The 20,268-nt window shown below is 36.0% G+C and carries 17 protein-coding genes; 4 read left to right on the plus strand and 13 right to left on the minus strand.

The features are described from left to right. Positions 1-2 precede the first annotated feature (2 nt). The 4 genes from sstT to greA all read right to left on the minus strand — a co-directional run bounded on the left by sstT (position 3) and on the right by greA (position 4,988). Positions 3-1,253, minus strand: a complete 1,251-nt coding sequence (gene sstT, locus ACFFHT_RS06865) for a serine/threonine transporter SstT (RefSeq protein ID WP_382374725.1) — start codon at positions 1,251-1,253, stop codon at positions 3-5. Between the two features lie 178 nt (positions 1,254-1,431). Further along, positions 1,432-2,577 (minus strand): ribonuclease D, encoded by a 1,146-nt coding sequence (gene rnd / locus ACFFHT_RS06870; RefSeq protein ID WP_382374726.1) that lies wholly within the window; start codon positions 2,575-2,577, stop codon positions 1,432-1,434. Positions 2,578-2,665: 88 nt separating this feature from the next. Continuing rightward, positions 2,666-4,375 (minus strand): long-chain-fatty-acid--CoA ligase FadD, encoded by a 1,710-nt coding sequence (fadD, locus tag ACFFHT_RS06875; RefSeq protein WP_382374728.1) that lies wholly within the window; start codon positions 4,373-4,375, stop codon positions 2,666-2,668. Between the two features lie 136 nt (positions 4,376-4,511). Further along, positions 4,512-4,988, minus strand: a complete 477-nt coding sequence (greA, locus tag ACFFHT_RS06880; RefSeq protein ID WP_382374730.1) for a transcription elongation factor GreA — start codon at positions 4,986-4,988, stop codon at positions 4,512-4,514. A gap of 167 nt (positions 4,989-5,155) precedes the next feature. On the opposite strand from greA, the gene dacB reads away from it, so the two are divergent. Next, a complete protein-coding gene (dacB, locus tag ACFFHT_RS06885; RefSeq protein ID WP_382374732.1) occupies positions 5,156-6,613 on the plus strand; it encodes a serine-type D-Ala-D-Ala carboxypeptidase in 1,458 nt (485 codons plus the stop codon). Positions 6,614-6,667: 54 nt separating this feature from the next. Here the strand turns inward: dacB and purF are convergent, their stop codons facing one another. The 4 genes from purF to mdh form a co-directional block, all read right to left on the minus strand. Then, entirely contained in the window at positions 6,668-8,185 is a 1,518-nt protein-coding gene (purF, locus tag ACFFHT_RS06890; RefSeq protein ID WP_382374734.1) for an amidophosphoribosyltransferase, read from the minus strand. Between the two features lie 14 nt (positions 8,186-8,199). Beyond that, positions 8,200-8,715, minus strand: a complete 516-nt coding sequence (locus ACFFHT_RS06895) for a CvpA family protein (RefSeq protein WP_382374736.1) — start codon at positions 8,713-8,715, stop codon at positions 8,200-8,202. A gap of 189 nt (positions 8,716-8,904) precedes the next feature. Continuing rightward, a complete protein-coding gene (locus ACFFHT_RS06900; protein ID WP_382374738.1) occupies positions 8,905-9,921 on the minus strand; it encodes a branched-chain amino acid aminotransferase in 1,017 nt (338 codons plus the stop codon). Positions 9,922-10,089: 168 nt separating this feature from the next. Continuing rightward, positions 10,090-11,022: a malate dehydrogenase gene (mdh, locus tag ACFFHT_RS06905; RefSeq protein ID WP_382374740.1), complete on the minus strand. Its 933-nt coding sequence runs from the start codon at positions 11,020-11,022 to the stop codon at positions 10,090-10,092. A gap of 232 nt (positions 11,023-11,254) precedes the next feature. Here mdh and argR point away from each other — a divergent pair, with 232 nt between their 5' ends. The 3 genes from argR (at position 11,255) to ycaO (ending at position 14,624) form a co-directional block, all read left to right on the plus strand. After that, a complete protein-coding gene (gene argR / locus ACFFHT_RS06910) occupies positions 11,255-11,719 on the plus strand; it encodes a transcriptional regulator ArgR (protein WP_382374839.1) in 465 nt (154 codons plus the stop codon). 19 nt (positions 11,720-11,738) lie between these two features. Beyond that, positions 11,739-12,629 carry a TIGR01777 family oxidoreductase gene (locus ACFFHT_RS06915; RefSeq protein ID WP_382374742.1) on the plus strand — a complete coding sequence of 297 codons (891 nt, stop codon included), beginning with the start codon at positions 11,739-11,741 and terminating at the stop codon, positions 12,627-12,629. Positions 12,630-12,878: 249 nt separating this feature from the next. After that, the gene (ycaO, locus tag ACFFHT_RS06920) at positions 12,879-14,624 is read left to right on the plus strand and encodes a 30S ribosomal protein S12 methylthiotransferase accessory factor YcaO (RefSeq protein ID WP_382374744.1); all 1,746 of its coding nucleotides are present in this window, start codon (positions 12,879-12,881) and stop codon (positions 14,622-14,624) included. Between the two features lie 39 nt (positions 14,625-14,663). Here ycaO and bioB read toward each other — a convergent pair whose 3' ends face one another. The 5 genes from bioB to ACFFHT_RS06945 form a co-directional block, all read right to left on the minus strand. Beyond that, a complete protein-coding gene (gene bioB, locus ACFFHT_RS06925) occupies positions 14,664-15,674 on the minus strand; it encodes a biotin synthase BioB (protein ID WP_382374746.1) in 1,011 nt (336 codons plus the stop codon). A gap of 135 nt (positions 15,675-15,809) precedes the next feature. Further along, a complete protein-coding gene (thiQ, locus tag ACFFHT_RS06930) occupies positions 15,810-16,472 on the minus strand; it encodes a thiamine ABC transporter ATP-binding protein (protein WP_382374841.1) in 663 nt (220 codons plus the stop codon). After that, entirely contained in the window at positions 16,465-18,060 is a 1,596-nt protein-coding gene (gene thiP, locus ACFFHT_RS06935; RefSeq protein WP_382374748.1) for a thiamine/thiamine pyrophosphate ABC transporter permease, read from the minus strand. Before thiP ends, thiQ begins: the two co-directional genes overlap by 8 nt. Continuing rightward, on the minus strand, positions 18,060-19,058 hold the full coding sequence (gene thiB / locus ACFFHT_RS06940; protein ID WP_382374750.1) for a thiamine ABC transporter substrate binding subunit: 999 nt from the start codon (positions 19,056-19,058) through the stop codon (positions 18,060-18,062). Before thiB ends, thiP begins: the two co-directional genes overlap by 1 nt. 233 nt (positions 19,059-19,291) lie before the next feature. Then, a complete protein-coding gene (locus ACFFHT_RS06945) occupies positions 19,292-20,224 on the minus strand; it encodes an AEC family transporter (RefSeq protein WP_382374752.1) in 933 nt (310 codons plus the stop codon). Positions 20,225-20,268 lie beyond the last annotated feature (44 nt).

The raw sequence follows: 20,268 nt of genomic DNA on the forward strand, positions 1-20,268 counted from the left end.
TCTTACGCTTGTTGACTTTTTCTCTCTTCTTCAATACAAGCTGCTGCAGTGAAGATAACATCTGTTGATGAATTCAAAGCAGTTTCAGTTGAGTCTTGTAATACACCAATGATAAAACCTACCCCAATAACTTGCGCTGCGACATCATTTGAAATACCAAACAAGCTACAAGCCAATGGAATTAATAATAATGAACCACCAGCAACACCAGATGCTCCACACGCACAGATACTCGCTACAATACTGAGTAATAATGCAGTTGGAATACTCACTTCAATACCTAAAGTATGTACCGCAGCTAACGTTAAGATAGTAATGGTAATTGCTGCACCACCCATATTGATAGTTGCACCTAATGGAATAGAAACTGAATAAGTTTCTTCTTTTAAACCTAAACGTTGTGCTAACTCCATATTCACTGGAATATTTGCTGCAGAACTACGCGTTAAGAATGCAGTTAAGCCACTCACACGAATACATTTCCATACTAATGGATATGGATTTGAACGGATTTTCCAATAAACTAATAAAGGATTCACGACAAACGCAACAAATAGCATTGAACCAACTAATACAGCTAATACTTGAACATAACCACCTAATGCTGATAATCCTTTATCCGCTAGTGTTGAAGCCACAAGACCAAATACCCCAACTGGTGCAAATGCAATCACGACTTTCACAATCATTGAAATTGCTTCTGAAATATCACCAAGTAAGGTTTTAGTAGAATCTGACGCATGACGTAATGCCACACCTAGACCAATCGCCCAAGCTAAGATACCAATAAAGTTAGCATTGAATAATGCTGTTACTGGGTTATCAATGACATTAAATACTAATGTACTTAACACTTGAATCACACTTTCAGGTGGAGCAATTGATTTTTCAGCATCGGCTAATGCCAATACGGTTGGGAACATAAAACTTGCAATCACTGCTACAAGTGCTGATAAAAATGTACCTAAAAGATAGAGATACAAAATACTTTTTAAATTATTCTTTTCACCCACTTTACGGTTAGCAATTGCAGCAATAACCAACACGAAAATCAAAATAGGTGCAATAGATCGTAACGAACGCACGAAAATTTGTCCAAGAAAGCTGACATCTTCCGCCAAGTTTGTTCCTAATACAGGCTCCAAGTAAGGGGCAATTAGTGCTAAAAGAATCCCTAACAATAGACCAGTTGCGACTCTTTTTACTAAGGAACCTTGAAAAAGTAATGCTGTAAAACGAGATGAAGTAACCATAATTATAATATCTATAAGTGTTGTGTTGATGATTAAGAGATCTGATGATCTCCGCCCAACGCTAAAGATAGCGGAAATTATGAATTATGCAAATGAAATAAGCGAAAAATAATCTTTTTTCTTAATTAATAAAATTTATATAAAAAATATTTGTATTTTTTAAAAATTATCTATTTATTTAGCCTTTGCCGATGGTGTTTTTTTCTAAACTTTTTAATAGAACTTCACCATAAGGTTTTCGCCAGGATTGCAATAAATCAGGTAATTTAGTTATTACCTCACCAGACCAATACCATTTTAATAATTGATGTAAATTCTTCTTACTTGCAATCACTTGTAGAGGTAATTGTTCTTTTACTAATTGTTTTAATGTTTTTTGTAGTAAAGTCATTTGTCTTTTATATTCAGCTCGTTCAGCAATATTCTCTATCAACTCAGGATATTCCTCTGTGGGAATACGTTTCGCTTGTTCAATGAGTAGCAGTAACTTTTTACCGTGCCGTTTTACTTCCATAGGATGCAAGCCTAATTCTAATAATTGTGACGTATGCTTCGGTGCATGCGTTGCAACTTGAATTAAGCCCTCATTACTCACAATAAAATTTAAGGCTAAATTACGCTTTATTCCTTCTTGCAAACGCCATCTTGCTAAAAATTTTAAATTATTCAATTCAGCACGATTTAAACGCCAAGCATTGCCAACCTCTAAATAAGCTCGGTCTGGTACAACTTGTTTGCACCGTTTTTCTGCAAAAAATTGACATTCCTGTTTTATTGCCGCTATCCATGGTGAATTTTCCATCGTGATACACATATGTTGATAAACTGGCAATAAGTAATAAACATCTGCTGCTGCATATTGTAATTGACGTTCACTCAATGGACGCTTCAGCCAATCAGTACGCGACATTTTTTTATCTAAACTAATTTGTAAATAATGTTCTACTAATAATGCAAAGCCTGCCGAAAGTGGAAAACCTAAAAAATTTGCTGCAATTTGTGTATCTAAAATTGGTTGTGGTAATTGTCCAAATTGTTGGTAAAAGATCTCAATATCTTCTCCACTTGCATGCAAAACTTTCAATACTTTTTGATTTGCTAATAATTCAATAAATGGCTGCCAATCTGAAATAGCTAAAGGATCAATTAACGCAACTTGATTAGCAAAATAGAGTTGAATTAAACCTAATTTTGGATAATAACTTCTTACTCGTTCAAATTCAGTATCTAGGGCAACAACGGTATATTGCTGTGCTTCTTGGCAAACTTGTTGTAATTGAGAGTTTTCTTGAATAATTTGATAAGGAATGGATAAATTTTTCATCTTTTCTAGCTCAAAAAAATAAGGCATGAAACTCATGCCTTTTAACAATTAACAAAGTCTTATAATCATCAACTCGCTAAAACACCAATTACGATTCTTCAACATTATTCGTCATTGTATTGGCATGTTTTGCTAACTCCTCTTCGCGTACAACACGACGTAAAATTTTACCTACATTACTTTTCGGCAACTCTTCACGGAATTCAATCTCTTTTGGAATCTTATATCCCGTTAAATAATTACGACAATGTTTACGTAACTCATCACGCGTCAAACTTTCATCTTTTTTAGCAACAACAGCTTTAATAATTTCACCTGAAACTGGATGTGGAATTCCAATGACAGCCGCTTCTTTTACCTTAGGATTCAGCATAATCACATCTTCAACTTCATTTGGATAAACATTAAAACCAGACACAATGATCATATCTTTTTTACGATCTACAATTCGTAGCTGGTAATCATCATCCATTTCCACAATGTCACCCGTTGCCATCCAGCCATCTTTCAAGACTGCTGCGGTTTCTTCTGGTTTATTCCAATACCCTTGCATAACTTGGGCACCTTTCACCCATAATTCACCTGGCTGATTTAGACCTAATTCATTGCCATTATCATCCATAATTTTAATATCTGTGTCAGGCACTGGAACACCAATCTTTCCTGCATGACCAGCAAAGTTCGCAGGATTACACGCAATCAATGGTGAGCATTCTGTCATACCGTATCCCTCTAAAATATGACAACCTGTTACTTCAAACCAACGTTGTGCTACCGCTTTTTGTACTGATACCCCTCCACCAACAGTTAATGTTAATTGTGAAAAATCAACTTCTTTTAACTCTTCTTGATGTAACAATGAATTAAATAGGGTATTTACACCTGTAATAGCAATCGGACGATAACGTTTTAATTCTTTGATTAAATTTGGTAAATCACGTGGATTGGTAATTAATACTCCAGTTAACCCAAAATTAATAAATAACAACGCATTAACTGTTAATGAGAATACGTGATACATCGGTAGAATAATGGTTGCATAGCGATTTTTACCCGCTTTTACAAATGGTTCTGCTAACCATTTTGCTTGAGCAATGTTATAAATCATATTGCCATGGGTAAGCATTGCACCTTTTGCAACACCTGTCGTTCCCCCTGTATATTGTAGGAAAGCCAGATCTTGTTTCCCAATATCTGGACGGATATATTGACGATATTTTCCAATGCGTAAAACTTCACGAAAGGTTACCGCATGCGGTAATTTATATTTTGGTACTAACTTTTTAATATATTTAACAATAAAATTAACTAATGTTCTTTTGCCAAATGAGAGTTGATCACCCATTCTGGTCAAAATCACGTGCTTAATATTCGTATTAAAGACAACTTTTTCTAAAGTAGAAGCAAAATTAGAAACAACTACAATCGCCGTTGCACCACTATCTTGTAATTGATGCTCTAATTCTCTTGGTGTATATAACGGATTAACATTCACTACGACTAATCCCGCTCGTAATACACCAAATAATGCTATCGGATATTGCAAAAGATTTGGCATCATCAACGCAACACGCTCACCACGCTCTAACTTTAATTCATTTTGTAAATAAGCGGCAAAAGCTCGGCTACGTTCTTCTAATTTACGATAAGTCAATACTTGTCCCATATTGACATAAGCAGGTCTATCTGGATGTTCTCTAACTGCTTTTTCTAGCATTTCGACTAAAGACGATAATGCCAACGTATCTGGATCCATACGTGATTCCGCTGGATAGTTTTTAACCCACAATCTTTCCATGTTTATCTTATCTTTCTTCTTCGTTAAAATTCGGTCGCTATGTTATCACAAAATTATGCTTTTTTTGTATAACTCGCTAATTTGATAGGGATTTAGGGGACAAAAAAGGCTGCATATTCAGCAACCTTTTCTGGGATTAACGATATTCTACATTAATAATATCAAATTCAACCGTACCACCTGGTGTTACGATATTCACATTATCATCTACTTCTTTACCAATTAAACCTCTGGCAATCGGTGAATTCACTGAGATTAAACCTTGTTTAATATCAGCCTCATCATCTCCTACAATTTGATAGGTAACTTCCTCATCTGTTTCTACATTAACTAACACAACTGTTGCCCCAAAAATAACTCGTCCATTATTCGTCATTTTGGTCACATCTATAACTTGTGCATTAGCTAATTTACCTTCAATTTCTTGAATTCTACCTTCACAAAAACCTTGTTGTTCACGAGCCGCATGATATTCAGCATTCTCTTTTAAATCACCATGTTCACGTGCTTCAGCAATAGCTTTGATAATTTCTGGACGGCGAACATTCTTTAAAAAATCGAGTTCTTCACGTAAAAGTGCCGCTCCACGTACTGTCATCGGAATTTGTTGCATTATTATGTCCTTATTACCCTACTGTCAGTCAAAACAAAACCACACAAGACGCACTTCTGCAGCTTGTGTGATATAAAATAATAAATAGTGATTTACGAAATCAGCAAGAGCTATTATTATTTACCGCATTGCAAAAAATATCAATATTAAAAAACTTTTCGTTATTTATGATGTTCTCTAAACCTATTTATTCTCGTATTTCTAAATATAGTGCTTTTTTACTTCCTTTACTTATTTCGATTTCTTCTAATAGTTTTGCAACCATTGACGTTACGCCTATAATTCAACAATTACCTCAAGGTGCAAGTGCCACCATAGCTGCAAAAAATTTAGCAACAGGGCAAATTAGTGCCAATTATCAAGGTGACGTTTTTATGTTACCTGCTAGTACGCAAAAAGTTTTTACTGCCCTTGCCGCAAAACTATTATTGACAGATAGTTTTAAATTTCAAACTAGTTTACTTACCAATGGCAAAATTGAAGGAAATCGCTTAAAAGGAGATCTTATTGTCAAATTTAGTGGCGATCCAGATCTCACTAGTGGGCAACTTTATGTACTTTTAGCAAATTTAAAAAAGCAAGGTATTAGCCAAATTGATGGTAGTCTTATTTTAGATACGTCTATATTTTCTTCTCATGATCGTGGTTTAGGTTGGATTTGGAATGATTTAACTATGTGCTTTAATGCACCACCAGCTGCAGTTAATATTGACGGTAATTGCTTTTCAGTCAATATTAATGCGAATGGTCCTGTTGGCAGTTTAGTTAAAGTTGATGTGCCATCCCAATATCCAATCCAAATGTTTAGCCAAGTATATATTGTTAATGATAATGAAGCAGGTTATTGCTCATTTGATGTGGTAAGTAATGACAATAATCGTTACCAGCTGAAAGGTTGTATTCGTCGCCAACCAAAAAATTTCGGTTTAAGTTTTGCCGTACAAGATACGGATAGTTATGCCACAGCGATTATTCAACGAATGCTAAAAAACTTAGGCATCAGTTTTAATGGACAAGTACAAATGCCATTTCAACCACAACAAGGCACAGTACTAGCTACTCATCAATCAAAAGCATTACCTGAGTTACTCAAAAAAATGATGAAACACTCTGATAACCAGATCGCTGATGCTCTATTTAGAACAATCGCTTATTATTATTATAAACGCCCAGCAACCTTTCAATTAGGCAGTATGGCAGTAAGAAGTATTTTAGAAAAAAATACCAATATTCGTTTTGGCAATAGCGTCATTGCTGATGGTTCAGGTTTATCTCGACAAAATTTAATTAGTGCTAATACTATGCTACAAGCACTAGAGTTCATTGCGAAAAATGATAATAGGTTAAACTTATTGCAAACCTTCCCAATCGCTGGCGTAGATGGCACGATTAGTGGTCGTGGATCATTAATCAGTCCACCATTAGTGAAAAATGTGATTGCTAAAACAGGCTCGTTAAAAGGTGTTTACAATCTTGCAGGCTTCATGACAAATGCTCGTGGTGAACGCATTGCTTTCGTTCAGTTTGTCAGTGGTTATTCGACAGGTGATTTGGAAGATAAGACTAAACGTGCGCCATTAGTACGCTTTGAGTCACAACTATATCGTTCATTGTATAGTGATTAAAGGTAAAAAATGCCGCTAGTTAGCGGCATTCTGATCTCTATGGATTAATTAATATTAACCTTCACTATAAATTTCTAAATTTGTTGCTTCACTCTCTTGTTTTTTCTTGCTGTCATCATTACGTAGTGCAGCAATTTTATCTAAATATTCTTGTGTAATATCGCCCGTAATATATTCCCCAGTAAATACAGACGCATCAAAACTTTCAATAGCTGGATTTTCTTGGCGAACTGCCTCTTCTAATGCAGAAAGATCTTGGAAAATTAATTTATCTACACCAATTAAATTCGCAATTTCTTCGGTTGTACGATTATACGCAATCAATTCTTGTGAAGTTGGCATATCAATACCATACACATTTGGATAACGAATTTCTGGTGCAGCAGAAGCAAAATAGACTTTTTTTGCTCCTGCAGCACGTGCCATTTCCACAATTTGTTCTGACGTTGTACCACGCACAATAGAGTCATCCACCAACAAGACATTCTTACCTTTAAATTCAGAAGAAATAGTATTTAACTTCCGTCTTACTGAATTACGGCGCTGTGTTTGTCCCGGCATAATGAAAGTTCGCCCTACATAGCGATTTTTCACAAATCCTTGACGATACGGTTTATTTAATACATTCGCAATCCGTAACGCAATATCATTTGAAGTTTCTGGTACAGGAATAATGACATCAATTTCATCTAACACGTCACTCCATTCTTGTGCAATTTTTTTACCAAGAAACTCGCCCATATGAACTCGAGCAGCATAAACAGACACACCATCAATATAAGAATCTGGACGTGCAAAATAGACAAATTCAAAAATACAAGGCGATAACTTCGCATTATCTGCACATTGTTTTGAATAAAGCTGACCATCAAAGGTAATATAAATTGCTTCGCCTGGATTGACATCACGCACAAAATCAAAGCCTACTGCATCTAATGCCACCGTTTCAGACGCAAACATATATTCTGTCTTACCTTGATCTTCACGTTTTCCTAAAACTAATGGACGGATACCAAAAGGATCACGGAAGGCAATCATCCCATGTCCGATTAGCATCGCAACACAAGCATAACCACCACGAATATCTTTATGTGTGCGTTGAATCGCATAAAAGATGTCATCTTCATCGAGATCATGTTTATTAATCTGTTCCAGATGATAAGCCAAAATATTTAACAATAATTCAGAATCAGAATTAGTATTGACATGACGGCGTGCTGACTGAAATAACTTTTGTTTTAAATCATCAGAATTAGTCAAATTACCATTATGTACTAAGGTTAAGCCATAAGGATAATTTACATAAAATGGTTGTGCTTCTGAAACACTTGAGCTACCAGCCGTTGGATAACGAACGTGTCCTAAGCCAGCATTCCCCTGTAAACGAAGCATATGTTTTTGCTGAATTACATCGCTCACTAGCCCATTGGCTTTTCTTAAACGAAAGCGATCCTCTTCATCTACAGTTACAATCCCAGCGGCATCCTGTCCCCGATGTTGTAATACGATTAACGCATCATAAATTGATTGATTGACGCTTGAATGACCAAGAATTCCCACGATGCCGCACATTGTATTTTCCTCTATTATGATGAAGTAAATGAATCTGAATAATGAATTAAACTAGAATTGATAAAACTAGAATGGAGTTGAAGTTGATGAAAGAACCAATCGACCACAAAGCCAAAATGTGGAATTAATTTGGATTCTTTCCACCAGTCACTCTGACTAAAATTAGTAAAGGTGTCGAGGAAAAAGAGCAACGCAGCAATAATCAATACGCCTCTTAATAAACCAAAACACGCACCTAATACCCGATCTGTTCCTGATAACCCTGTTTTATCAACTAATTGAGAAATGATGTAATTGACTAAACTACACACAATTAATGTTGCAATAAATAAAATAACTATCGCCGTCCCATTACGCAGATATTCTGATTCTATTTGTTGGAAAAATGCTGCTAAGTAGGGATAAAAATGACTTGATACAAAAAAAGCGATTAACCAGCTAGCTAAAGATAGGACTTCTCGAACAAATCCTCTAAATAAACTAATAATGATGGAAAAAGAAATAATACCAATAATAATATAATCAATCATTGTCAGATCTCTATGACGCGAAACGGCGTATATTCTACAAAAAAAGATAACGTTTGCGTAGTGCTATTTGTGGGAATTCTACAATTTACAGCAAAACAATTATTTGCTTCATTCACTACACCTAAGTAACGAAAAAACAGCCATAAAAAAGAGTTTCTATGGCTGTCTGTATTTTTAATAATTTATAAATTATTCAACTTTAACGATCCATCCTTCTGGTGCTTCTACATCACCAAACTGAATCCCAGTTAGTTCATCATACAATGCTTTAGTAACTGGACCAACTTCTGTTTCTGAGTAGAACACATGGAAATCATCACCATTTTGAATACCACCGATTGGACTAATTACTGCCGCTGTACCACAAGCTCCTGCTTCAGTGAAGCGATCTAAATCATTAATATAAACATCGCCTTCAATCGCTTTTAAGCCTAAACGTTTTTCTGCTAAATAAAGTAAAGAATACTTGGTGATACTCGGTAAAATAGAAGGTGAAAATGGCGTAACAAATTCATTATCTTTGGTAATACCAAAGAAGTTTGCTGATCCGACTTCTTCAATTTTGGTATGTGTAGCAGGATCAAGATAAATACAATCACTGAAGTTACGCTCATGCGCATGATGTCCTGGCAACAAACTTGCGGCATAGTTTCCACCCACTTTTGCAGCTCCTGTACCTTGTGGCGCAGCACGGTCATATTCAGACACAATAAAGTTTGTCGGTTTTAAGCCACCTTTGAAATACGCACCAACAGGACAACAGAACACCATAAAAATGTACTCTTTTGCAGGATGAACACCAATATTCTCACCAACACCAATCAATAATGGACGTAAATAAAGGGTTGCACCAGTACCATAAGGAGCAACCCATTCTTCATTTGCTTTTACCACTTGTTTACAAGCATCCACAAACATTTCAACCGGAACATGTGGCATCAATAAACGATCACAACTACGTTGCATACGTTTTGCATTTTCATCTGGACGGAATAAATTAATTGAACCATCTTTGCAACGATAAGCCTTTAATCCTTCAAAACATTGTTGACCATAATGTAATGCTGGTGAGCCTTCATGTAAAACGAGGTGATTATCTTGTGTTAACTTTCCTTCTGACCATTTTCCATCTTTCCAATGTGCAACATAACGATAGTCAGTTTTGATATAACTAAATCCTAAATTTTTCCAATCTATATCTTTCATATTAAGCCTTCTTTAACGTGTTGTTATCTATAACTGTCAACTAATCTACACCATAATTACGGCATTGCAACCCTTTCATAGGAAAGACTGACTTTTTTCTAGGCAAAAAATAAAAGTGCGGTCATCTCACCGCACTTTTATCAATATTTTAATTAGCAATGATAAAACTTATTTAACAAAGTTTTCGCCTAATTCAATGTCAGCTTTTAACGTTGGCAACATTGCTTCAACAGCTGCTTGTTCAAATGCACTTAATGGGCCAATTGGTAATAATTCTTCAACCCCATCTTTGCCTAAACGAACTGGTTGTGCAAAGAAACGAGCATATTTACCATCACCTTCAACATAAGTACATTCGACCACTTTTTCTCCATTTAATGCACGTACTAAAGAGAGTGCAAAACGTGCAGCCGCTTGTGCCATTGATAAGGTTGCTGAACCACCACCTGCTTTTGCATTAACGACTTCAGTTCCTGCATTTTGGATACGTTTTGTTAATGGTTCAATTTCTTCATCTTTCCAAGAAACATAATGTACTTGTGATAATAATGGCAGAATTGTCACGCCTGAGTGACCACCAATTACTGGCACTTGTACTTTACTTACATCTACATTTTTCAATTCAGCCACAAAGGTTTCTGAACGAAGTGTATCTAATGTTGTAACACCAAACAATTTACGTTTGTCATAAACGCCAGCTTTTTTCAATACTTCCGCAGCAATCGCAACAGTTGTATTCACTGGGTTAGTGATAATACCAACACAGGCTTTTGGACAAGTTGCAGCTACTTTTTCAATTAAGTTTTTCACAATACCTGCATTAATATTGAAGAGATCTGAACGATCCATACCTGGTTTACGTGCAACACCTGCAGAAATTAATACTACATCAGCACCTTCTAGTGCTGGAGTTGGGTCTTCACCAGCAAAACCTTTCACATTCACTGCAGTTGGAATGTGACTAACATCAACTGCTACACCTGGTGTAACTGGCGCAATATCATATAAAGATAAATCAGAACCTGCTGGTAATTGAATTTTCAATAATAGTGATAATGCTTGACCGATTCCGCCTGCCGCACCTAAAACAGCAACTTTCATTTTATACTCCTTACTAGTTATATAGAAAATAATTATGGAAATTCTATGCCTCATCTCCTGTTTTTTCAAATAAATAAATTCAATATTGAGAACTACTCCACATTTTCTAGTAAAAGTTATTTTGAACCTTGAAAAAGGTTCTCACTTATTTGAATTTATGCAGTATAATCAACATTTAATCTCCATTTCTGCATTTTTATGCAAAATTTATGCAATTCTTATTTTGATTCATATGGAAAATAAACAAGAAAAACTACTTTCAGCATTTAAATCTTTATTAGCAGAAGAAAAATTTAGTTCGCAAGGTGAAATTGTTAACGCATTAACCGAAATGGGCTTTACTAATATTAATCAATCAAAAGTGTCCAGAATGTTAGCAAAATTTGGTGCTGTGCGAGCAAGAAACACAAAAATGGAAATGGTCTATTGCTTACCGAATGAATTAAGTGTGCCGACCACGTCAAGCCCACTAAAAAATTTAGTGTTAGATATAGATCATAATAACCATTTAATTGTGATTAAAACCAGTCCTGGTGCGGCACAATTAATCGCACGTTTATTAGATTCTGTCAGCAAAGCAGAGGGAATCTTAGGGACAATCGCTGGTGATGATACAATCTTCGTTTCACCTACTAGTGATATTGAAATCAATCAACTTATAGAGAATATTCAGGCTTTATTCAACGATTCTCTATAACTTTTAAGAGGAGAACGGTATGAATATATTAATTACTGGTGGAACAGGGTTTATTGGTAAAACACTGTTAAAACAACTTGATACGCTAGGTCATCAATTAACGTTAGTTTCTCGTTCTCCAAAAAAATATAGTGCCCAGATTCCAGCTAATGTAATAACCATTTCTTCGCTAAGTCATTTTGACAACTTAGATAAATTTGATGTGGTAATTAATCTTACTGGCGAACCCATTTTTAATCACCGCTGGAGTGAAATTCAAAAGCAACAATTAGTTAATAGTCGGCTCAATACAACGCAAAAATTAGTTGATTTAATTAATCAAAGTGCTCAACCACCACATACCTTCATTTCTGGTTCTGCCATTGGTTATTATGGGGATCATCCTCAATTAATGATGACGGAAAAGATGCCTGCAGCAGAAGATTTTTTAGGACAACTTTGTAAACAATGGGAAAGCGTTGCAATGCTGGCCAATACCCGTGTTTGCTTATTACGGACAGGCTTAGTACTGGGCAGCTATGGTGGCGTACTTGGTCGAATTTTACCTCTATACAGTCATTGGCTTGGTGGACGTATAGGAGATGGTAAACAATTTTGGTCATGGATTAGTTTACCTGATATGGTAAATGCTATTATTTTCTTGATGAACAATTCAGAATGTCGAGGGGCATTCAATATGGTGTCGCCGAATCCTGTAACGAATCAAGAGTTTAATCAAACTTTATCTCGTTTAATGAAACGTGCAGCCATTTTACATATACCAAGTTTCTTACTTAAAACACTGCTTGGTGAACGGGCCTGTTTACTCTTAAACAGTCAAAAAGTTTACCCTGAAAAACTGCTTAAAGCAGGTTTCCAATTTGAATGTCCAACACTCGAAACAACATTAAGCAAGATCTTAAATAATTGAATCAATTTGATGTTTTACGATGATTTATTCTCTATCTTAGTAAAACATCAATTTCTAATATTTTGTAAAATACATAATCACTGAAATAGCTTGCGGGAGAGATACTTCTCCCGTACTATGCTATGCCGAAAATTGAACATATTCTATTAATGGTACTTTTTTTCTAATTTTTGCTCGCCAAATAAGGCAATACCATTTTGTCCTAACTCGAATATGTTCCAATAATAATAACAACATAAGGATAATCGTATGACAGAACAAACTTTTATTTTAGGTAAAGATGCTGCCTTAGAAGATTCCATTGCTACCTTTCAACAAAAATTAAAAAACCTTGGTTTCAATATTGAAGAAGCCTCTTGGCTAAACCCTGTTCCTAATGTTTGGTCAGTACATATTCGTGATAAAGAGTGTCCACAATGTTTCTCTAATGGAAAAGGTGCTAGCAAAAAAGCCGCTTTAGCATCAGCATTAGGTGAATATTTTGAACGTCTTTCAACTAATTACTTTTTTTCTGATTATTACTTAGGTAAAGCAGTTGCCGAAGGAGAATTCGTTCACTATCCAAGTGAAAAATGGTTCCCCATTGAAGATCCTAATTTGTTACCTGCGGGTATTTTAGATAACACACTATTAGATTATTTCGATCCAAACCAAGAGTTAACCCCAGATCTCTTAGTGGATATCCAATCAGGTAATCTTGATCGTGGTATCGTTGCCTTGCCTTATGTTCGACAATCAGACCAAAAAACAATTTATATTCCTCAAGCGATTATTAACAATTTATATGTTTCTAATGGGATGTCGGCAGGTAATACGATGTTTGAAGCACGAGTACAAGGATTATCTGAAGTCTTCGAACGCTACGTTAAAAACAAAATTATTGCTGAGTCAATTAGTTTACCGTTAATTCCGACTGAAATTTTGGATAAATACCCTTCTGTACAAGCATCTATTGCTAAATTAGAGGAAGAGGGATTCCCGATTTATGCGTTTGATGCTTCACTTGGCGGACAATATCCTGTTATTTGTGTTGTCTTATTCAATCGTAATAACGGTACTTGTTTTGCCTCTTTTGGTGCACATCCAAATTTTGCTGTTGCTTTAGAAAGAACGGTTACTGAATTATTACAAGGTAGAAGCCTTAAAGATCTTGATGTCTTTTCCCCACCATCATTCAATAATGAAGATGTAGCAGAACACGCTAACTTAGAAACACACTTTATTGATTCAAGTGGTTTAATTTCTTGGGATTTATTCAAGCAAGAAAGTGATTATGAATTTGTCCATTGGGATTTTTCTGGTACGACTGCTGAAGAATTTAATAATTTAATGGCACTGTTCCAGCGTGAAGAAAAAGAAGTCTATATTATGGATTATCAACATCTTGGTGTGTATGCGTGTCGTATTATTGTGCCAGGAATGTCTGATATTTATCCAGTCGATGATCTTATCTATGCTAATAACAATATGGGAATGGATTGGCGAGAAATTTTATTGGATCTGCCAAACTTCCATCATGATGCTGAAACATATCAAGAGTTATTAGAAGAACTAGACGATCAAGGTATCGATGATGCAACACGAGTTCGTGAGTTTATTGGTATCGTTGCACCGAAAAATACTAGCTGGCAAACCTTACGCATTGGTGAATTAAAATCTATGCTCTATCTAGCTCTTGGTGATTTGGAAAATGCGTTAGAGTGGGCAACATGGACATATCAAATGAATAGTTCAATTTTTACTGCTGAACAAGCTAATTATTATCGCACCTTAATCAGTAGCTTAGAATTATTCTTAGATGAAAACCGTGATCCTGAACAATATCGTGCGGTGTTTGAACGAATGTATGGTGAAAAAGCGGTTGAATTTGCGTGGAATGCAATTAATGGTGGTAACCCATTCTTCTTATTGCCTGCCAGCGATGAAACCCTAGCAAACTTCGCTGAACATCAAAAATTGTTACAGGCATATCAAAAACTACAACGTGCAAAATAATCATTTATCGCCACACCATTAAGGTGTGGCATCATTTAATTAATTATCACTGTCCTTACGGTTCTCTAATATTTCGGGTACAAGATCTAATTTTGCCATTAACATTTGGTCATGATCTTCTTCATTATTGCCAGTAACTAATAATTTATCACCATAGAAAATTGAATTTGCACCTGCCATAAAACATAACGCTTGCATCGCTTCTGGCATTCTATGACGACCAGCCGAGAGACGTACATAGCTTTGTGGCATAGTAATTCTAGCAACCGCAATAGTACGTACAAATTCCGTCCAATCAAGCTCTTCCGCCTCCATCATTGGTGTGCCTTCTACTTTCACTAATTGGTTGATTGGTACAGATTCAGGTTGTGGATCTAAATTTGCCAAACTCGCAATTAAACCAGCTCTTTCTTTGCGAGTTTCATTCATCCCCACAATACCGCCACAACATACTTTTAAGCCAGCTTGACGCACTTTACCTAAGGTGCTAATCCGATCTTCAAAACGACGTGTACTAATCACATCCTCATAATGTTCTGGTGCAGTATCAATATTATGATTGTAATAATCTAAGCCTGCCTCTTTTAGCTGTTCTGCCATACCATCTTGTAATAAACCAAACGTACCACAAGTTTCCAAACCAAGATCTTTTACTGCTTTAATAATTGCCGATACTTTTTCAATATCTTTTGGTTTTGGTCCACGCCATGCAGCTCCCATACAGAAACGCCCTGCACCACGTTCTTTGGCAATTTTTGCTTTGGCAACAATATCCTCAATATCTAATAATTGTTCATTTTGTACGCCTGTTTGATAACGTGCCGATTGCGGACAATACCCACAATCCTCTGGACAACCGCCCGTTTTAATTGACATTAATGTCGAAAGTTGAATCGCTTGTGGATTAAAATGCTCACGATGAACTTGTGCCGCACGATAAACTAAATCAAGAAAAGGCGTTTCAAAAAGTGCTTCCACTTTACAAACAGACCAATACTCTACGCTTGGATGTGGGGTAACAGATGGAATTTGGATTGTTGTTGTAGTCATAATTTCTATCCTTTGTTATTGTCATTATTAATTTTTAGGGTTTATACAGGTTGGGACATTGTAGCCAACACCTTAAATCATTTTTGAATCAATTAAATAACCCACTTATGTGATAAGGCAACAAAGTTCTCCATTCTAGCGACTGTTTGGTCTTTCTACCAAATAATTTTCAGAGATCATACCATTCTCAACCCTAATCACTCGATTCATAATGCCAATTACTTCACTTAATTGATGCGTAACCAACAATAAACAAAGTTGCTTTTCCTCACAAATTTTTGCTACTAATTCAACCATTTCTTGGCGTAATTCAGGATCAAGTGCCGAAAAAGGTTCATCTAATAATAAAATCGGACGATGCCGCAATAGTGTTCTTGCCAGTGCAACACGCTGTTTTTGCCCGCCTGACAAGGTATCTGGTAAGCGATTTAAAAAATCTTGTAAACCAACTTGCTCTGCAACTAACTCTACCTGTTGCTGTTCATTTTTGGATAACGATAAACTGGGCTTAATGCCTAACGCAAGGTTTTGTGCAACAGTCAGATGATTAAATAAATTATTATCTTGAAACAACATTGATACAGGACGTTGATGTGGCTCAGTTTTAGTATGATTTTCTCCATTTAACCAAATTTCCCCTTGTTGTGGGATTGCAAAGCCTGCAATTAAATTCAATAAAGTTGATTTTCCTGCTCCACTCGCCCCTACAATCGCCACTCGTTCTCCTGCAACTAATTGCAAATCAAAATACATCTCCATTGGTGGATAATCATATTTCACCTGTTGTAGATTAATTATGTTCATCATTTTGTTCCGTAAATAAGAAAATCACAAAGTAGAACAGCAACAAAATCATTGCCGTTACAGCCGCACCATCACTTTGATAATGTCCTAACTGACGATATAACAGCAAAGGCAATGAGATAAAACTATCATTACCAAACAACGCAATCGCAGTAAAATCGCCTAATGAAATCGCTGCCGCTAACGCAAATGCCACTCGCAATGGGCGGATTAGTGTTGTTTTTTCAACAATTTGCCAACGTTGCCAGCCTCGTAAATTAAGCGAAAGGCAAAGCCGTTGATAATTCAACATATTGTTATAAAACGCGGGGGTAAGAAGTTGTAATACAAATGGCATTGCGACTAATGCATTACACAAGGCAACTAATAAAAATAGTAAGATCGTGTCAGCGGTAATTTCGCCTAATAACAAGAATAGTCCTGTTGCCAATACTAATGTAGGTATCGCTAAAATAATGGTACCGATATTAAGCAATAACTGGCTAACTTTATGTCGTTCTCGCCAATAAAGTTGCCGTGTTGTCAGTAATAAAGCAATGCTTAATCCTAGCGATAACACGGCTGCGGTAGGTGCTAATAGTAAAGAAAATATTACTGCCTGCCACAATTCAGGTTGCAACAACTGCTGCCAAAACTGGCGTGCAGTGAGACCTGCAATGAGTGTTTCGAGTAATGGCATAGCAATAAATAGTATCGCAAGCAATAACACGAAATAATGCCAATAACGTTGTTTCTTATTAAGTGGCAAACGCCATTGTTCTTGATATTCACAGTTGGCTTGTTGATAACGAGCAAAACGGCTGTTTATCGTAAATAAGATAAAACAAAATATAAATTGTAAAATCGCTAATAATGCTGCCGTTTCAATATCAAAATCAAAGGTAATCGCTTGATAAATAGCGACTTCCAATGTGGTATATTTTGGACCACCACCTAGCGTCAAAACGATTGTAAAACTGGTAAAACAAAGCAGGAAAATTAAGCCAAATAAGCTAAAGCAAACTGATCGAATAAAAGGCAGTTCTACCCAGCGAAAAAAATGCCAATTCTGCACATTTAATTGTGCAGCTAATTTAAATTGTGATACAGGAAGTTGGCTTAAACGTTGGTGTAATACTTTGGCACTCAATGGAATATTGAAAAACAAGTGTGCCAATAAAATACCAGATAAACCATAAATATCAGGTAATTGTAGCTGGAAATGACGTAACACTTGGTTAATCCAACCATTAAAACCATAAATGCCGATGATGCCAAAAATCGCTACTAATGCGGGTAACACATAAGTTAAGGAAAACAGTTTTAATAGTAAACTTTTGCCACGAAATTCTAAATAAAATAAAGCACGTGCAACCAGTAACCCAAAAAAGAGAGCTAGAATCGCAGATAACCCAGCTTGATAAAAACTGAATCCAATCACTTGCCATAAATAACGATTTTCCAACAATGCTTTCCATTGTGAAAATTGACTATATTGCAGTAATTGCCAAAGGCTGCCGCCATAAATGACGGCAAGCACAATTAATACAGTAATCCCCGAAAACAGGTAAGATGAACGGCTAATTTGACGCAGAAACTTCATTATTTAGCCAAAGCATTCTGCCATACAGATAACCAATTTTTTGTTTGTTGATGTGTGATATTTGTAGTGTCTATCGTCTTCTCGCTCAACACTTGCTGACGCAGTTGATCATAATGTGGTTCAATCTTGGCATCTGTTACCGCAAACATCACATTACTTTCACTAATTACTTTTTGTGCTTCAGAGCTAAGCAAGAATTGTAAGAATTGATCGGCTAACTTACCTTGTTTACTGCTTTTTAGCTTCGCTGCTACTTCAATTTGTAACACATTACCTTCGCTAAAGACTGTCGCTGCATAGTGATCATTTTTTTCATTTAATAAATGATATAGTGGAGAGGTGCGATAACTTAATACGAGATCACTCTCTCCTTTCAAAAATGCACCGTAAGTATCACTCCAACCTTTACCCACAGTAACAGTATGTTTCGCTAATGCTTGCCAAGCTGTTGCTACTTGATCTGCAGGATAAACTTGATTTAGCCAAAGTAATAAACCACGCCCTACTGAGCTAGTACGCGGATCTTGATAGATGATGCGTAAATCTTGGCGTTCTACAAGTTCTTTTAAACTGGTTGGTGGATTCGTTAACTTCGTTTTATCATAAATAAAGGCATAACTACCGAAATCATATGGAATGTATGTTTTGTTCTGCCACGTTACAGGTAATTTCAAACTAGTCAAATCCACTGTTGCTTGCGTAAATAATTTCGACTGTTCTGCTGCTTCAATCAGACTTTGATCTAATCCAATTACCACATCTGCTTTCGCTTTTTTCCCTTCTAAACGTAAACGATTAAACATCGTTACACTATTATCAAAAGCAATAAATTTCACATCACATTGGCACTGCTTCTCAAATAATTGTTCCAATTTTGGACCAGGTCCCCAATCAGAAGAAAAAGAATCATAAGTATAGATATTTAATGTGCTTGGATTGGCAAACGATGCTGTGCTAGCAGCAATAAATGCACTAGCAAGAATAATTTTTTTAAACATAGATGATTTCCTATTTCATAACATAACTGCAATGAACAGGATTTTGAATAGCGATATGCTTCTCAAATCCCTCCGCTGCGACTAATCAGTTCAGGTTCGACGGGTATTATCTCAGCCTACTTGGTTATCACATTTCTCGGTATCAACTGTCCGTGAAATTTAACAACCTTAATATGCACCCCGTTGAGAACGGCGATTACTATACGAGATTGCAGTAAATTAAACAATAGTCATTACATCCAATTTAATTGTTTCAAAATGACAATACCTACCGCAGAACTTACTATTGAGCCAATCGTTGTAATACCCACTATATTAGCAGCTGTCTTAGCATTACCACCCATACTGCGTACCATTGGATAACTTGCTGCCGCAACTGGTGTTGCACTCATTAAGAAAATAACACCTAAGCCAATGCCCTCTAATCCACATAACCGAGCAATCACGACTCTACCTAGGCTTGATTGAAAGGCTATCTTTGAAGAAGGATCCATACCTTTAAAATCCAAACTCGCACCAGTACAAAGCAACGCTAATGGTAATGTCATGCGTGATAAATAATCGCCTGTACTAATCAATGATTTTGGAATAGTAAAACCAAATTTACTTATCACTAACGCTATCGCAATCGAGAGAATTAAAGGATTTTTAGCAATTTGGCGTAAAATATGTGAAAAGCTCGTTTTACCTGTACTTGATAATGAGCGACTTAAAGTGATAACTGCCAAAATATTATATAAGATGGTGATTAATGCCGTGTAAACCGAAGCAGCGGCGATGCCACCTGTCCCATAAGCATTTGCACATAATGATAAACCGATAATACCACTATTACCTCTAAAAATACCTTGTACAAAGGTACCTCGTTCCCGTTTATCTGCGACAAAACGAGCAGCGTATATTTCAGACAATAGGAATAAAATCAAACAACCGACATATCCAGCAGTAATAATCTGTAATTGTGCACCGTAATCCGTTGGATGTTGCACAATACTTAAAAAAAGCAAAGCAGGTAACGTAATATTAAATACTAATTTTGAACCTTGCTGACAAAATTGATCATTAACCATTCCAATTCGACGTAGATATACTCCTAAAAATAGCATTAAAATATTCGGCAAGGTAACGCTAATTGAGAACGAAATAGAGTTAAGGAAGCCTTCCATAGAAATATTCCTTATAATTAAACCACGAAAAAATTAATTGACTG

The organism is Gallibacterium melopsittaci (genome assembly GCF_042433085.1).
Classification (GTDB): Bacteria; Pseudomonadota; Gammaproteobacteria; order Enterobacterales; family Pasteurellaceae; genus Gallibacterium; species Gallibacterium melopsittaci.